We start from the raw sequence: 15,643 nt of genomic DNA on the forward strand, positions 1-15,643 counted from the left end.
CATCTCCTCACGCACCGATCCGGTAGAGGGAGTGGGTCCAGGAGAACGAGCTGTTGCTCACGTAGTACGAGTAGTCCGCCCAGTTGTAGCGGTTGTTCGAGGGCCACGGGTCGCCCCAGTAGACCCAGTTGTTGGCGGTGTCGTAGCCGTAGATCACGTGCATGTGACCACCGCCCGAGGACCACTGGATCCGGGTCTCGACCGGCCGGTTGGCGTTGATCTCGGTCTGCACGGTGCTGTTGCGCAGGTAACCGGTGACGTACGAACCGGGGTTGATGCCGATCCAGCTCAGCGCGGTCTGCACATTGCCCAGCGTGGCCTGGTTGTTGGGGCAGGTCGAGTTCACCGACCGGTTGAAGGCCACGTTGCAGAACTGGTTCTGGCTGTAGTTGTAGCCGTAGTAGGTGGCGATGGTGTTGCCGCTCGCCGCCCAGCACCAATTGGTCTGCTGCTGCGACTGCATGGTGATGTTGAGCTTGCGCGCCGCGAGGGCCGAGACGGCGCCCGGGGTGACCGAGGCCGGCTGGGCGTGGGGGATGACGGCAGCGGGCGCCGGGGTGGCGGTGACCACCGTGAGGGCCGGGGCGAGGATGCCGAGAGCGAGGGCGGCGACCGCCTGACGCAGGCGTGTCCGGGAAGTTGGCATGGGCTTCTCCTCCTTGCGAGTCCGCAGGAGAGGGGATGTGGGGGACCGCGTCCGGACGCGGTGGACAGAGCATCGAGCCATGCCGTGTCCCGGTCAACGGACCTGCTCGGCCGCCCCGGCCGGGTGTGAACGGGCCCGCCCCGGGTGTGAACGGAACTCCCGTTCGGGGGCCGGGTATCCGTCCTTACTGGTGACAACTCGCCGCGTACATGTGAATATTCACGGTCAACCAGGCAGACGGGAGCCGGCCATGCAGCACACCGTCCAGCCCGAGCTGGCGGCGGTACTCCGTACCGGGCCCTTCCACCTCGCGCTGCGTGCCGCCATCAGCGCGCGCGGGCTCGCCCTGAACCGACTGCGGCAGCACCTCGCCCAACGTGGTGTCCAGGTCGGCGTCACCAGCCTGAGCTACTGGCAGCAGGGCCGACGGCGCCCCGAACGCGCCGAATCCCTGCGCGCGGTACGGATGTTGGAAGAGGTACTGGAACTCCCCGAGCACTCCCTCACCCGGCTGCTCGGCCCCCGGCAGGCCCCTGCGGGCCCCGCCTCACCGGCCACCCGGCCGTACCGCGACCTGATCGCCCCGGCCTCGGCCGTGGACGGCCTGCTCGCCACCATCGCCGGACCGCCGGACACCGGTCTGCACACCGTCACCCACATCGAACGGATCCGGATCGGCGCCGACCGCCAGATGGTCCGCCGCGACTCCCAACACGCCCTGCGGGCTCACCGGGACGGCATCGACCGATACCTGGCGCTCTATCAGGGCGACCCCGGCTGCGACATCTCCCGGGTCGCCGTCCGGGCCGAGGAGAACTGCCGCCCCGGCCGGATCCGCCGCGACCCGGGCGCCGAACTCCTGGTCGCCGAACTCCTGTTGGACCGCCGCCTGCGCACCGGCGACACCCACCTGCTCGGCTACGGCTTCGACGACGCCCCGGCCGCCGGGCCCAGCTGCGAATACGTCCGCGGCTTCAACTCTGGCGCCGGCCAGTACGTCCTCCAGATCACCTTCCACCCCGACGCCCTCCCGGTCCGCTGCCACCGCTTCACCTCCCGCAGCCCGGGCGGAGAACCGTACGAGACCGAGGAGTTGACCCTCGACGGACACCACTGCGTCCACCTGGTGGCGAGCGCGCTGACGCCGTGTCTGCTGGGGATCCGCTGGGACTGGGAGTGACCCACCAGGGGCTCGGGGAACTGCGACGCCGACCTCGAAGAAGGTGATCCGTACGTAGGCGGTCAGGCACTTTCGCCGTTCCCCGAGCCCCTGGACAGTGCAACTTAACGAGCAAAGCTCAAGCTGACGCAGTCCTCGACCGCCTCGTACCCGAGCTTCTGGTAGATCGAGTTGCTGGTCGGGTTGGCCAGGTCGGTGAAGAGCAGCACCTCCGCCGCCCCGGCCGCGAGTGCGTGGGCCGACCCCGCCGCGACCACCCCGCTCGCGTACCCCCGGCCCCGGTGCTCGGGCGGCGTGTAGACCGGCCCGATCCGCGACATCCCGGCGATCACCGGGCTGACGCCGGCGAACGACACCGGCGTGCCCTGGTGTTCCCAGATGTGCAGGCGCCCGTCGGCGGTCCGCCGTTCGACCGTGGGCCGGTGGTTCTCCCCGGGGATGGCCAGCTCCGCTTCGGCGACGAACGCGCCGAACCACTCCACCAGCAGCTCGACGTCGTTTGCCGTGGCGAGCCGGACCGTCCCGGCGGGCAGTGGCGAGGGATCGACCAACTTCCCCAGCCGGTACAGCCGTTCGTTGGACTTGACGGTGCCGTCCTGCTGCCACGCCGCCGCGAAGGCCTGCGCCGGGGCCACCCCGCCGTCCACCGCGGTCAGCTCCGTCCCGGCCAGCGCGAGCGCCAGTTCGGTGGCCGCCCGCTCCGGCATCAGGCCGAGCCGGAGCGGGTACGGCGGCGTCCGCACGAACGCGCCGACGACCGGGGCGTCCGGCCCGGGCCGCCACCAGCCGTACTGCGGATCGTCCGGGCCGAAGACGTGCGGGCCGCCTTCGGTGAGGTTGTGCACCAGGGTGAGCAGCACGGTGTTCTCGGCCGGGTGGGCAGCCAGGAAGTCACCGGCCTGCGTGCGGAAGTCGTCCAGGGAGGAACTGAGGGTCCAGGTCATGGGGCATTGTGTCCGAGCACCGGACGCTCACGCACCAAGATTTCCGACCCGCACCCCGAGCTTCCCGGCCAGCTCGGCCGGGTCCGCCGTCGGGGCGTCGCAGCTGAAGTGGTGGCAGACGTACGCGGCCGACTCGCCGTCCAGCAGCGGCCGGTCCACCAGCAGCGGCACCTCCGTCGAACCCGGCTCGCCGACCGCCACCACGGCGCCCGGTGCGGTGCCGAGCAGGGCGGTCCGGTGCAGCAGCGCGGTCTCGGCGACCCCGGGCCGGCCGATCACGGCGACCTCGCGCGGCCCGTCGGCCAGCGCCTCGGCGGCCGCCAGGCCCCAGCCGATGAACCGGGGCGCCCGGCTGCCCAGCGCGCCGACGATCCCCAAACCCCGCTCGGCGGCGGTCCGGTGGCGCTCGGAGCCGGTGTAGGCGGCGTACGTGAGCAGGGCCTGCGCGGCGGCGGTCCAGCCCGAGGGGGTGGCGTTGTCGGTCGGGTCCTGCGGGCGGCGGATCAGCTCCTCTGCGTCGTCCGCCGTGTCGTACAGGGCGCCTGACGCGGTGTCGACAAAGTGACTCAGCACGGTGTCGAGCAGCCCGCCGGCCAGCGCCAGCCACTCGGCGTCGCCGGTCACCGCGTACAGCGCGAGGAAGCCCTCGGCGGTGTCCGCGTAGTCCTCCAGCACACCCGCATTGGCCCCGGCCCGGCCGTCCCTGGAGGTGCGCAGCAGGCGGCCCTCCTCGGTCAGGTGGACGGCGAGCAGCAGGTCGGCGGCCCGGACGGCGGCCTCCACCAGGTCGGGCCGCTCCAGCAGCGCGCCGGTCTCGGCCAGCGCGGCGATCGCCAGCCCGTTCCAGGCGGCCACCACCTTGTCGTCCCGGGCGGGGGCGGGCCGCTGCCGACGGGCCGTCAGCAGCCGCTCCCTGATCCGGCCGTACGCCTTGTCGTCCGCCGGGTCGGCGAGCAGCTGGAGCACCGAGGAACCGTGCTCGAAGGTGCCGGTCACCTCGAACAGCTCGACGGCCAGCGCGCCGTCCTCGGCGCCCAGCACCTCGGTCAGCTGCTCCGGGGTCCAGGCGTAGTACGCGCCCTCGGCGGACTTGCCGGTGGCCGGGTCCAGGCTGTCCGCGTCCAGCGCGGAGGCGAACCCGCCCTCGGGGGTGCGGAGTTCGGCCAGCAGGAAGTCGGCGGTCTCCAGCGCGATCCGGCGCGGCAGCTCCTCGCCGGTGGCCCGCCACAGGTGCAGGTAGACCCGGAGCAGCAGGGCGTTGTCGTAGAGCATCTTCTCGAAGTGCGGCACCACCCACTCGGCGTCCACCGCGTACCGGGCGAAGCCGCCGCCCAGCTGGTCGTAGATCCCGCCCCTGGCCATCGCCTCACAGGTGTGCCGGGCCATCTCCAGCGCCTCGACCGAGCCGGTGCTCGCGTGGTGCCTGAGCAGGAACTCCACCGCCATCGACGGCGGGAACTTCGGCGCCCCGCCGAAGCCGCCGCGCTTGGCGTCGTAGCTCCGGCCGAGCTCGGCCGCCGCCTTGGCCAACTCCTCGGCCCCGGGCACCTGGTGGACCCCGCTGCCGACCCCGTACACCGCGGCCCGCTCGGCCAGGTCGGCCCTGATCCGCTCGGCCACCTCGCCGACCTCGTCCCGCCGGTCCCGCCAGGCGGCACTGACCCCCTCCAGCACCTGCCGGAAGCCGGGCATCCCGTGCCGCGGCGCGGGCGGGAAGTACGTCCCGAAGTAGAACGGGTCCTTCTCGGGCGTCAGGAAGACCGTCATCGGCCACCCACCCTGCCCGGTGGCCGCCTGCACCGCCTCCATGTACACCGCGTCCACGTCGGGCCGCTCCTCGCGGTCCACCTTCACCGCGACGAAGTGCTCGTTGGCGTACTGGGCGATCGCCTCGTCCTCGAAGGACTCGTGCGCCATCACATGACACCAGTGGCACGCCGCATACCCGACGCTCAGCAGCACCGGCACCCCGCGCCGGGCGGCCTCCTCGAAGGCCGCCGGCCCCCAGGGCCACCAGTCCACCGGGTTGTCGGCGTGCTGCTGCAAGTACGGCGAGGTCGCGTCCGCGAGACGGTTCGGCATGACCCCATCCTTGCGCATCAGCGTGCCGGAACGGTGTCAGTCCTTGGGCTGCTCGGGCTCCTCGACGAAGTTCACCCGGCCGAACTGCTTGTTCATCGACTTGACCAGGAACCAGGTGGCCACGCCGAGGACGGCGAAGACCACGAAGCCCAGCAGGCCGGGCGTCACCTTGGCCTTGTCGAAGGTCTCGGCGGCGAGGGTGGTGAGGTGCATCGGGGTGCTCATGTCTCCCATGGTGACCCGGCCCTACACGGGCCGGGTCACCGGGGTGGGTGCGTGTCGGGGTGTCAGGCGGTGGTGACGGAGGCGCGCAGGCCGGCGAACAGGTCGTCCTCGGGGAGGTCGGTGTCCACCAGCGAGCGGACCAGCTCGTAGTCCTCGGTCGGCCAGACCTTCTTCTGGACGTCCAGCGGGATCCGGAACCACGGGCCGTCCGGGTCGATCTGGGTGGCGTGCGCGATCAGCGCGCGGTCCCGGATCTCGAACCACTCGTCGCAGACCACCCGGGTGGTGATCTCGCGCTCCTTGCGGCCGCTCTTCTCCCACCCCTCGATCCACTCGCCGTACGGCGACTCGAGGTCGTTCTCCACCAGGTAGGCGTGCATGGCCCGGATCCGGCCCATCGGGAAGCCGTGGTTGTAGTAGACCTTGGACGGCTGCCAGGGCGCGCCGGCCTCGGGGTAGGCGTCCGGGTCACCGGCGGCGTCGAAGGCGGCCATGGTGATCTTGTGGGTCATGATGTGGTCGGGGTGCGGGTAGCCGCCGTTCTCGTCGTACGTGGTGATCACGTGCGGCCGGAACTCGCGGATCAGCTTCACCAGCGGGGCGGCCGCATCGGCCACCTCCTGGAGCGCGAAGCAGCCCTCGGGCAGCGGCGGCAGCGGGTCGCCCTCCGGCAGGCCGGAGTCGACGAAGCCGAGCCAGGCCTGCTTGACGCCGAGGATCTCGCGGGCGGCGTCCATCTCCTTCCGGCGCACCTCGTGGATGTTCTCCTCGACCCAAGGGTCGCCCTGGAGCTTGGGGTTGAGAATCGAGCCACGCTCACCGCCGGTGCAGGTGGCGACCAGCACGTCCACCCCCTGTGAGACGTACATGGCCATGGTGGCGGCGCCCTTGCTGGACTCGTCGTCCGGGTGCGCGTGTACCGCCATCAGTCGCAACTGCTCAGTCAACGCCTGGTTCCTTCCGGGAATCATCCGGTTCGTCGGGCCGGTCCCCCGCCGCGTCCGGCGCGGATGCTGCCCTCCTATAGTGACTGACCGGAGGGCCCGTCCATTCCCCCGGTGGACCGTCGGCCCCTCGTCGAAAGGACTGAGCCGCCCATGGACTCCGGACGTACGACCATCGCTCCCGCCCGCTACGGCAAGCGCAGCGACCGCGAGGCCGACCGCCGGCTGCGGATCACCGGCCTGGTCTGCGGTGCGCTCGGCCTGGCGCTGGTCGGCTGGCTGGGCGTCAGCTACATCTCCAAGGGCTCGGCCATGAACGGTCTGATGCCGGGTTTCCAGGTGGTCTCCGCCGAGGCGATGCAGGTGCAGCTCTCGGTGCTCAAGGAGGACGGCACGGCGGGGGTCTGCACCGTCCGCGCGCAGTCCGAGGACGGCGGCGTGGTGGGGCTGCACGACTTCCCGATCCCGGCCGCCGGATCGCGCTACGACGAGGTCGTCACGCTGCGCACCACGGCCCGGGCCACCGCCGCCGAGCTGCTCGGTTGTGCGCCCGCCAAGTAATCCGTTCGGGCGCATATTCGACGGCCGTACCGGGCATCGCTACCGGGAAGCAGCGGGAAGCGCCGGCCGGGACGCGTAAAGGACCCTCCCGCTCCAGTCGGGAAATTGTTAGGCTCGTGGTTTCGCCCCTCTCCAGCCAGGACGGCACGAGAGCGGGCGATGCTTTGTAGTACGCCCCGTTCCCGGCTGACACCAACCCTCAGCGCAGCCCAGCACCTACGAGGAGCACCTGTGACCCAGACCAGCGAGAACGTGACCTGGCTCACTCAGTCCGGCTACGACCAGCTCAAGGCCGAGCTGGACTACATGACCGGACCCTGGCGGGCCGAGATCGTCAAGAAGATCGAGGCGGCCCGCGAGGAGGGTGACCTCAAGGAGAACGCCGGCTACCACGCGGCCCGCGACGACCAGGGCAAGGGCGAGCTGCGGATCCGTCAGCTCACCCAGCTGCTGGAGCGGGCCAAGGTCGGCGAGGCCCCCGCGGACTCCGGCGTGGTGGCCCCCGGCATGGTCGTGACGATCGCCTTCGACGGCGACGAGGACGACACCATGGTCTTCCTGCTCGGCTCCCGCGAGATGGCGGGCGCGTCCGACGTGGACGTCTACTCCCCGCAGTCCCCGCTCGGTGCGGCCATCGACGGGAAGAAGATCGGCGACGAGGCGCACTACGAGCTGCCGAACGGCAAGCGGGCGATGGTCAAGGTGATCGCGGCCAAGCCGCACGCCTGATCCCCGGACACACGCGAGCGGCGGCTTCCCCTCCGAAGGGGAAGCCGCCGCTCGCGTGTGATCAACCGACCGCGGAGCGGTACTTGCGGACCGACAGCCAGGAGAAGAAGGCCGTGATGACCAGCGACCACAGCACCGAGAGCAGCACCGCGTTCTCCATCGGCCAGCCGCCGGTGACCGGGCCGACCTGGTTGCCGAACAGGTCACGGCAGGCCTGCACCGTCGCGCTGAACGGGTTCCAGTAGGCGATCGGCTGCAGCCAGCCCGGCATCGAGCTGACCGGCACGAAGGCGTTCGAGATGAAGGTCAGCGGGAACAGCCAGATCAGACCGGCCGAGGTGGCCGCCTCCGGGCTGCGCACCGACAGACCGATCAGCGCGCCGATCCAGGAGAAGGAGTAGCCGAGCAGGAGCAGCAGCCCGAACGCGCCGAGCGCCTTCAGGAAGCCCTCGTGGATCCGCCAGCCGACCAGCACCGCGACGACCATCAGCACCAGCAGGGTGAAGGCGGTCTGCACCAGGTCGGCCAGCGTGCGGCCGACCAGCACGGCGGAGCGGGTCATCGGGAGCGAGCGGAACCGGTCCACCAGCCCCTTGGTCATGTCCTCCGCGATACCGGCCGAGGCGCCGGCCACCGCGAAGGTGACGGTCTGGGCGAAGATGCCCGCCATCAGGAACTGGGTGTACGTGCTGGCGCTCGCGCTGGTGCCGGGGATCTGGATCGCCCCGCCCATCACGTACGAGAACAGCAGCACGAACATCACCGGCTGCATCAGCCCGAAGACCACGATCTCCGGGATCCGGGTCATCCGGCGCAGGTTCCGCTTGGCGATCACCCAGGAGTCGTGCAGCATCGCGCCGACACCGTGCCGCTGCTGCGGGACGGCGCCGCCGATCGCGTGTTCGGTGGCCGTGGTCATCAGGCGTCCTTCCCGTGGCCCTTGCGGCCCTTGGCGGGCTGCGGCTCGTCCTCGTCCTCGGCCGCCGCGGCCGTGGCGTGGCCGGTCAGCGAGAGGAACACGTCGTCCAGGGTCGGGCGGCGCAGACCGATGTCGTCGATCTCGATCGAGCGCGAGTCCAGCTCGCGGATCACGTCGGCGAGCACCTTGGCGCCACCGCTCACCGGGATGGTGATCTTGCGGGTGTTCTTCTCCAGCGACGGGTCGCCCTTGGCGTACGGGGTCAGCGCGGCCAGCGCCTCGGTCACGTCGTCGCGCCGGTGCACCACCACCTCGACCCGCTCGCCGCCGATCTGGGCCTTGAGCTCGTCGGCGGTGCCGCGGGCGATCACCTTGCCGTGGTCGACCACCGCGATGTCGTGGGCGAGGCGGTCCGCCTCCTCCAGGTACTGGGTGGTCAGCAGCAGGGTGGTGCCCTGCTCGACCAGGGTCTCGATGACCTCCCAGAGCGCGAGCCGGTTGCGCGGGTCCAGACCCGTGGTCGGCTCGTCCAGGAACATCACCGGGGGCCGGACCACCAGCGCGGCCGCCAGGTCGAGCCGGCGACGCATACCGCCGGAGTAGGTCTTGGCGGTGCGGTCGGCGGCCTCGGTGAGGTTGAACCACTCCAGCAGCTCGCGGGCGCGGGCCTTCGCGTCCCGCACGCTCATCTGGTAGAGCTCGCCGACCATCTGCAGGTTCTCACGGCCCGTCAGGTACTCGTCGACGGCGGCGTACTGACCGGAGAGACCGATCAGGCTGCGCACCTTGTTCGGGTGCTTGAGCACGTCCACCCCAGCGACCACGGCGTGGCCGGAGTCCGGGCGGAGCAGGGTGGTGAGCACGCGGACCGTGGTGGTCTTGCCGGCGCCGTTCGGGCCGAGCAGTCCGAGAACCGTGCCCTCCGGAACGTCGAGGCTGACGCCGTCGAGGGCACGTACGTCACCGAAGGTCTTGACCAGGTTCTCGGCTTGGATGGCTGGCGCCATGAGCCTGCCTCATCTCCTCTGACGATATGACTGATATGTCCACTCTGACCCGAGGGGAATACCCGAGCGAACCGGATTCCATGCCGGGGAGCGACATCGGAGAAACACGATGCATCGCGAGAATGACAGCTCGCGATATATCGCGTCAAGGATCGGGCGCATGGCGCAGCAAGGACAGCGCGGAGCCGATCCGCGCTGACACCCTCTCAGTTGGGACTGACAACCGCCCCTGGTTTTCCGGCTGCTGGGACCTTTCGACTACTGGGTGACCACGTAGCCCGCGTCGCGGAGATCGCCCAGCACCGCGGCGCAGTGCTCGGGGCCCTTGGTCTCCAGGTGCAGGTCCACCTCGACCTCGGTCAGACCGAGCCGGGGGTCGATCCGGACGTGCGCGATGTCCAGCACGTTGGCGTCCACCCTGGTGAGCACCGCCAGCAGATCGGCCAGCGCCCCCGGCTTGTCGGCCAGCCGGACCCGGATCGACAGGTACCGGCCCGCCGCCACCAGCCCGTGCCGCAGCACCCGTTGCATCAGCTGCGGGTCGATGTTGCCGCCCGAGAGCACCGCCACCACCGGCCCCTTGAAGCTCTCCGGGTGCTCCAGCAGCGCGGCCACCGGGCTCGCCCCGGCCGGCTCCACCACCAGCTTGAGCCGCTCCAGACTGAGCAGCAGGGCCCGGGACAGCCCCTCCTCGGACACCGTCCTGACCCCGTCGGCCAGGCTGTTCACCACCTCGAACGGGATGTCACCCGGACGGCCCACCATGATCCCGTCCGCCATGGTCGCGAACCGCTCCAGCGAGACCGGCCGGCCCGCCGCCAGCGAGGGCGGGTACGCGGCCGCGCCGGCCGCCTGCACCCCGATCACCTGGACGTCCGGGCGGAGCGGCTTGACCGCCGCCGCGATCCCGGCCAGCAGCCCGCCGCCGCCCACCCCGACCAGGATGGTGCGGACCTCCGGGCACTGCTCCAGGATCTCCAGGCCGACGGTGGCCTGACCGGTGACGATGTCCCAGTGGTCGAACGGGTGGATGAACACCGCGCCGGTCGCGTCCGCGTACTGCTGCGCCGCCCGCAGGGCCTCGTCCACGGTGCTGCCGTGCAGCCGCACCTCGGCGCCGTAGTCCCGGGTCGCCGCCACCTTGGGCAGCGGGGCCGCCAGCGGCATGAACACGGTGGACCGCACCCCCAGCAGCGAGGCGGCCAGCGCCACCCCCTGCGCGTGGTTGCCCGCGCTCGCCGCCACCACACCACCGGCCCGCTCCACCGGCGACAGCCCGGCGATCCGGACGTACGCGCCGCGCAGCTTGAACGAACCGGTGCGCTGCAGGTTCTCGCACTTGAGGTGCACCGGCGAACCGATCAGCCCCGCCAGGTACCGGCTGCTCTCCATCGGCGTGACCCGGGCGACCCCGGCGAGCATCTTGTGCGCACCGCGGACGTCGTCCAGGGTGATCGGCCAGCTGTCCATGGAATCCTTACTTGGCAGAACCCAGGGGCTCGAGGAACGGCGACGCCGACCTCAGGAGCGTTGCAGATACGTGGGTGGTCAGGCACTTTCGCAGTGATACCCGCCAGCCACGAACCGTCGCCGTTCCCCGAGCCCCTGGTGGTGCAACCGACTGTGCTGCCTAGCCGAGCGCGCGGGTCAGGTCCGCCAGGAGGTCGTCGATCGCCTCGATGCCGACGGAGACGCGGACCAGGTCCGAGGGGACCTCCAGCGCGGAGCCCGCCACCGAGGCGTGCGTCATCCGGCCCGGGTGCTCGATCAGCGACTCGACGCCGCCCAGCGACTCGCCGAGGGTGAAGAGTTCGGCCCGGTTGCAGACGTCCACCGCGGCCTGCTCGCCACCGTTGACCCGGAACGAGACCATGCCGCCGAACGCCTTCATCTGCTTGGCGGCGATGTCGTGCCCGGGGTGCGAGGGCAGACCGGGGTAGATCACCTGGCTGACCTTGGGGTGGGCGGAGAGCAGCTCGGCGACCTTCGCGGCGTTGGAGCTGTGCCGGTCCATCCGGACGCCCAGGGTCTTGATGCCGCGCAGCACCAGCCAGGCGTCGAACGGCCCGGCCACCGCGCCCATCGCGTTCTGGTGGTACGCCAGCTCCTCGCCGAGTCCGGCCTCGGCCGCCACCAGGGCGCCGCCGACCACGTCGGAGTGGCCGCCCATGTACTTGGTGGTCGAGTGCACCACCACGTCGGCGCCGAACGAGAGCGGCTGCTGCAGGTACGGGCTGGCGAAGGTGTTGTCCACCACCAGCAGCGCACCGGCCTGGTGGGCCACCTCGGCCAGCCCGGCGATGTCGGAGATCCCGAGCAGCGGGTTGGAGGGGGTCTCCACCCAGAGCGCGCGGGTGTTGGGGCGCAGCGCGTCCCGGACGGCGGCCAGGTTCTGGGTGTCGGCGACGGAGAACTCGACGCCCCAGCGGGTGAGCACCTTGGCGAACAGCCGGAAGGTGCCGCCGTAGGCGTCGTTCGGGATGACGATGTGGTCGCCCGGCTTCAGCACGGTGCGCAGCAGGGTGTCCTCGGCGGCGAGGCCGGAGGCGAAGGCGAGGCCACGGGCGCCGCCCTCGATCGCGGCGAGGCACTCCTCGAGCGCGGTCCGGGTGGGGTTGGCGGAACGGCTGTACTCGTAGCCGTTCCGGAGGCCGCCGACGCCGTCCTGCTTGTAGGTGGACACCTGGTAGATCGGCGTGACGACGGCCCCGGTCTGGGGGTCTGCTTCCTGACCCGCGTGGATGGCGAGAGTCTCGAAGCCCTGGGGAAGCTGGTGCTCGGTCATACCGCTGAGCCTAGTGGTCGAAACGGGCCAAGGGCGGGCAGAGCGCCCGCGTTGCCGACCGCCCGTCAAGTGCGGCCCGCCGGGCGGCTACGATCTGCACTTTCCGCACACATGTTCAGGCTGCGGACGGAACGTCAAGGGGAGGACCGCATGGGCACGCCCGCGCGACCCACCGGAATGAGCACTGCGGGGCGGGCCGCCCTGGCGGTCGCCATGCTGGTCGGCTTCTATCTGCTCGCGGCCGGCATCGTGCTCGGTGTGCTGGGCCTCGACATCGCGCTGGTGGTGGAGACCGGGCGGTTCAACGCGCTGATCGGCAAGGTGGTCCTGGTCAGCCTGGCCTTCGCGTACCCGGTGCTCCGGGTGGTCTTCCTGACCCGCCGTCCGCGGGAGCGGGGCGAGGCGCACGGCCTGCTGGTGACCCGGGCCCAGCAGCCGGAGCTGTGGGCCAGGGTGGACCGGATCGCCGAGCGGACCGGCGTCCGCGGCCCGGCCGAGATCCGGCTGATCCCCGAGGTCAACGCGGGCGTCCGGGAGGAGACCAGGCTGCTCGGGCTGATCCCCGGCAAGCGGCACCTGGTGATCGGCGCGCCGCTGCTGATCGGTCTGACCGAGGCCGAGCTGGACTCGGTGCTGGCCCACGAGTTCGGCCACTACAGCAACCGCGACGTCCGGCTGGCCGGGGTCACGGTGGCCGGGCGGACCGCGATCCTGCACACCATCGAAAGCCTGCACGCGCGCGCCGACGGCCACCAGGCCGAGCAGGAGGCCGAGCTCAGGGCGAAGGCCGCCAAGCGGCTGGCCAAGGGCAAGAAGGTCTCCGACGAGGAGGCGGGCGGCGGTGTCGACCGGGTGCTGGCCAAGCTCTTCACCCAGTACGCCAAGCTGTACTTCCGGGTCTCCGAGTCGGTGAGCCGCCGTCAGGAGTTCGCCGCCGACCGGTCCGCCGCCGCCATCGCCGGGCGGGACGCCACCGCCGCCGCGCTGCGCCGGCTGCCGCTGCTGGCCGCCGCCGAGGACTTCTACCTGCACCGGTACGCCACCATCGGCTGGTCCGCCGGCCTGCTGCCGATGCCGGGTCAGGTGTACGGCGGGCTGGCCGAGCTGCTCGCCGACCCGAAGCGCCGGCAGGAGCTGGCCGAGCTGACGCTGGATCAGGACGAGGACCAGGCCGACCCGTACGACTCGCACCCGCCGATCGCCCAGCGGGTGGCCGCGATCGAGGCGCTGCCCGAGGACGGCCGGGCCGCCGAGGGGTCCGGCTCCGCGCTCGTGCTGCTGCGCGAGGCCGAACGGACGCTGGCCGACCTGGAGTCGGTCTCGCTGGTGCCCGAGGCCGCGACCAAGCGCCGGGTGGAGTGGCCCGAGCTGGTGCAGACCGCCTGCCTGGCCGACTGCCGCGAGGACTGCCAGCCGGTCCTGACCGCGCTCACCTCCGCCGGGCTGCCCGGCACGGTCGAGGCGCTGCTGGACGCGATCGACGCCGGCCGCACCTGGGAGCTGGCCGGCCGGCTCCCGCGCGACGAGCGGACCACCGCCGCGACCGGCCTGGCCGCCCGGGAGGCCGCCCGTCCGGTCTTCCGCGGCAGCCTGGCCCGGCTCACCGTGCTGGCGCTGGCCGAATCGGGCCTGGCCCACTGGGAGTTCTCCTGGTCCACCGCCGCCGTCCTGCACCTGCCGGACGGCTGGGACGAGGCCTTCACCTCCGCCCTGGACGCCGCGGTCGCGGACGCCCCGGACACCGCCCCACTGCGCACCCTGCTCACCACCGCCGGGCTCACCCCGGCCGCTCACTGAACCACCGGAGCCCCACGCATGCTGTTCCTCACCATCGCCGTCTGCGCGCTGCTGTTCACCCTGTTCAAGTCGCTGAAGGCCAAGCGGGCCGCCAACGTGAGCCACGCCGAGGTGCTGTCCGACCCGGCCCGGGCCTCCCAGTTCGGGCTGGTGCCCAACCAGGGCCTGGTGCTCGGCCGCACCACGGTCGACGACGACGCCCGGATCGCCCTGTCCGCCGTCCGGGACGGCAGCTGGCGGGAGGCCGCCGCGTACATCGACGCGGCGGGCACCGACTGGGACGAGCGCTGGAGCCGGACCGAGCTCTTCGTCGGCCCGGCCTCCCGGGACGACAGCTGGCTGAACGCCTGGCGGATGGAGCAGCCGGACAACTCCGACGCCGCCGCGCTGCACGTGGACGCCCTGGTCCACGCGGGCTGGGCGATCCGCGGCTCCGGCTACGCCAACAGCGTCACCGACGAGATGCGGGACGGCTTCGTACGGAAGCTCGAGCAGGCCACCGAGGCCGCCGCCGAGGCCGTCCGGCTGGCCCCGGCCGCCGACCCGAGCCCGTACCTGGCCCAGCTCGCGCTGGCCCGGGGGAACAACTGGTCGAACGACCAGTTCCGGGAGTTCTGGGCCGAGGTGGTCAAGCGCACCCCGCTGAACCGGGACGCGCACTGGCAGGCCATGCAGTACTGGTGCCGCAAGTGGCACGGCAGCGACGACCTGATGCACGCCTTCGTGGACGGCGCGATCGCCGCCGCCCCGGCCGGCAGCCTGCTCAGCACCCTCAAGCTGGACGCCCACAGCGAGCAGGACGGCAAGGCCGAGACCAGGAACACCGCCGAACTGCGGGCCGCCGTGGACACCGTGCTGGCCGACATCGCGGCCGCCCGGCCGGACCACCCGGAGCTGCCCGGCGCCCGTGGCCGGGTGGTCGGCTTCCTGGCCGGCCAGGGCCGGCACGCCGAGGCGCTGGCACAGTTCCAGGCGCTCGGCCCGGTGATCCCGGCCCCGTTCCTGGGCGAGCCGGACGAGTTCGTCGAGCTCCGGGCCCGGACCGTGGTCGCCCTCTCCCGCTGACGCCGACCGGTCGGCCGCCCGGCGGAATCCCGGGCGGCCGCCGGGCGTTGAAGGGGGCACCGTCCCCCGATCCTTGGGAGCAGCCGTGCTGTTCAACCGTCACAAGAGCGAGCTGGTCACCGCCGAGCAGGCCCTGCCCGGGCGGGCGGCCCCGCTGTTCACGCTGACCGAGCCGCACACCGTGCTCGGCACCCCGCTGACCGGCCCCTACCCCGCCGGTCTGGAGACCGCCGACTTCGCGATGGGCTGCTTCTGGGGCGCCGAGCGGAAGTTCTGGGAGCTGGACGGCGTCTGGACCACCCTGGTCGGCTACCAGGGCGGGCACACCGAGAACCCGACGTACGAAGAGGTGTGCAGCGGCCGGACGGGCCACACCGAGGCGGTCCGGGTGGTCTACGACCCGGCGCTGGTCAGCTACGAGACGCTGCTGAAGACCTTCTGGGAGGCGCACGACCCGACCCAGGGCTTCCGCCAGGGCAACGACCAGGGCACCCAGTACCGCTCCGCCGCCTACACCCACACCCCGGAGCAGGCGGCCGCCCTGGCCGCTTCGCAGGCCGCCTTCCAGCCCGCCCTGACCGCGATCGGCCTGGGCCCGATCACCACCGAGACCGGCCCGGCCGGCCCGTTCTACCCGGCCGAGCCCTACCACCAGCAGTACCTCTCCGACGCCAAGAACCCGAACGGCTACTGCGGCCTCGGCGGCACCGGCGCCAGCTGCCCGATCGGCGTGGCCAAGACGGACAGCTGAAGCATCCG

General features: G+C 71.7%; 15 protein-coding genes. 6 read left to right on the forward strand and 9 right to left on the reverse strand.

Annotated features, from left to right (window positions below):
* Positions 1–7: 7 nt before the first annotated feature.
* On the reverse strand, positions 8–646 hold the full coding sequence (locus tag F4556_RS13720; protein WP_184914853.1) for a papain-like cysteine protease family protein: 639 nt from the start codon (positions 644–646) through the stop codon (positions 8–10).
* 250 nt (positions 647–896) lie between these two features.
* On the opposite strand from F4556_RS13720, the gene F4556_RS13725 reads away from it, so the two are divergent.
* A complete protein-coding gene (locus tag F4556_RS13725; RefSeq protein ID WP_184914855.1) occupies positions 897–1,826 on the forward strand; it encodes a hypothetical protein in 930 nt (309 codons plus the stop codon).
* 104 nt (positions 1,827–1,930) lie between these two features.
* Here the strand turns inward: F4556_RS13725 and F4556_RS13730 are convergent, their stop codons facing one another.
* The 4 genes from F4556_RS13730 to mca are packed head-to-tail and all read right to left on the reverse strand — an operon-like array spanning position 1,931 to position 6,024.
* The gene (locus F4556_RS13730) at positions 1,931–2,770 is read right to left on the reverse strand and encodes a GNAT family N-acetyltransferase (RefSeq protein ID WP_184914858.1); all 840 of its coding nucleotides are present in this window, start codon (positions 2,768–2,770) and stop codon (positions 1,931–1,933) included.
* A gap of 27 nt (positions 2,771–2,797) precedes the next feature.
* Positions 2,798–4,852 carry a thioredoxin domain-containing protein gene (locus F4556_RS13735; RefSeq protein WP_184914861.1) on the reverse strand — a complete coding sequence of 685 codons (2,055 nt, stop codon included), beginning with the start codon at positions 4,850–4,852 and terminating at the stop codon, positions 2,798–2,800.
* A 36-nt stretch (positions 4,853–4,888) separates the two neighbouring features.
* Entirely contained in the window at positions 4,889–5,086 is a 198-nt protein-coding gene (locus tag F4556_RS13740) for a hypothetical protein (protein WP_184914864.1), read from the reverse strand.
* Positions 5,087–5,139: 53 nt separating this feature from the next.
* Complete coding sequence (gene mca, locus F4556_RS13745) at positions 5,140–6,024, reverse strand: mycothiol conjugate amidase Mca (protein ID WP_184914867.1); 885 nt, start codon at positions 6,022–6,024, stop codon at positions 5,140–5,142.
* A 150-nt stretch (positions 6,025–6,174) separates the two neighbouring features.
* Between mca and F4556_RS13750 the strand changes: the two genes are divergently transcribed.
* Complete coding sequence (locus F4556_RS13750; protein WP_184914870.1) at positions 6,175–6,582, forward strand: DUF4307 domain-containing protein; 408 nt, start codon at positions 6,175–6,177, stop codon at positions 6,580–6,582.
* Positions 6,583–6,813: 231 nt separating this feature from the next.
* The gene (gene greA / locus F4556_RS13755; protein WP_184914873.1) at positions 6,814–7,311 is read left to right on the forward strand and encodes a transcription elongation factor GreA; all 498 of its coding nucleotides are present in this window, start codon (positions 6,814–6,816) and stop codon (positions 7,309–7,311) included.
* A 61-nt stretch (positions 7,312–7,372) separates the two neighbouring features.
* Here the strand turns inward: greA and F4556_RS13760 are convergent, their stop codons facing one another.
* The 4 genes from F4556_RS13760 to F4556_RS13775 form a co-directional block, all read right to left on the reverse strand.
* A complete protein-coding gene (locus tag F4556_RS13760) occupies positions 7,373–8,230 on the reverse strand; it encodes an ABC transporter permease (RefSeq protein ID WP_184914876.1) in 858 nt (285 codons plus the stop codon).
* Positions 8,230–9,237 (reverse strand): ATP-binding cassette domain-containing protein, encoded by a 1,008-nt coding sequence (locus F4556_RS13765; RefSeq protein WP_184914879.1) that lies wholly within the window; start codon positions 9,235–9,237, stop codon positions 8,230–8,232. Before F4556_RS13765 ends, F4556_RS13760 begins: the two co-directional genes overlap by 1 nt.
* Positions 9,238–9,495: 258 nt before the next feature.
* Positions 9,496–10,707, reverse strand: a complete 1,212-nt coding sequence (gene ilvA / locus F4556_RS13770) for a threonine ammonia-lyase (RefSeq protein ID WP_184914882.1) — start codon at positions 10,705–10,707, stop codon at positions 9,496–9,498.
* 160 nt (positions 10,708–10,867) lie between these two features.
* On the reverse strand, positions 10,868–12,022 hold the full coding sequence (locus tag F4556_RS13775) for a cystathionine gamma-synthase (protein WP_184914884.1): 1,155 nt from the start codon (positions 12,020–12,022) through the stop codon (positions 10,868–10,870).
* Positions 12,023–12,172: 150 nt separating this feature from the next.
* On the opposite strand from F4556_RS13775, the gene F4556_RS13780 reads away from it, so the two are divergent.
* The 3 genes from F4556_RS13780 (at position 12,173) to msrA (ending at position 15,635) form a co-directional block, all read left to right on the forward strand.
* A complete protein-coding gene (locus tag F4556_RS13780) occupies positions 12,173–13,819 on the forward strand; it encodes a M48 family metalloprotease (protein ID WP_184914887.1) in 1,647 nt (548 codons plus the stop codon).
* 18 nt (positions 13,820–13,837) lie between these two features.
* Positions 13,838–14,884: a DUF4034 domain-containing protein gene (locus tag F4556_RS13785; protein WP_184914890.1), complete on the forward strand. Its 1,047-nt coding sequence runs from the start codon at positions 13,838–13,840 to the stop codon at positions 14,882–14,884.
* An 85-nt stretch (positions 14,885–14,969) separates the two neighbouring features.
* Positions 14,970–15,635: a peptide-methionine (S)-S-oxide reductase MsrA gene (gene msrA / locus F4556_RS13790; protein WP_184914894.1), complete on the forward strand. Its 666-nt coding sequence runs from the start codon at positions 14,970–14,972 to the stop codon at positions 15,633–15,635.
* Positions 15,636–15,643 lie beyond the last annotated feature (8 nt).

The organism is Kitasatospora gansuensis (genome assembly GCF_014203705.1).
Lineage (GTDB): Bacteria > Actinomycetota > Actinomycetes > Streptomycetales > Streptomycetaceae > Kitasatospora > Kitasatospora gansuensis.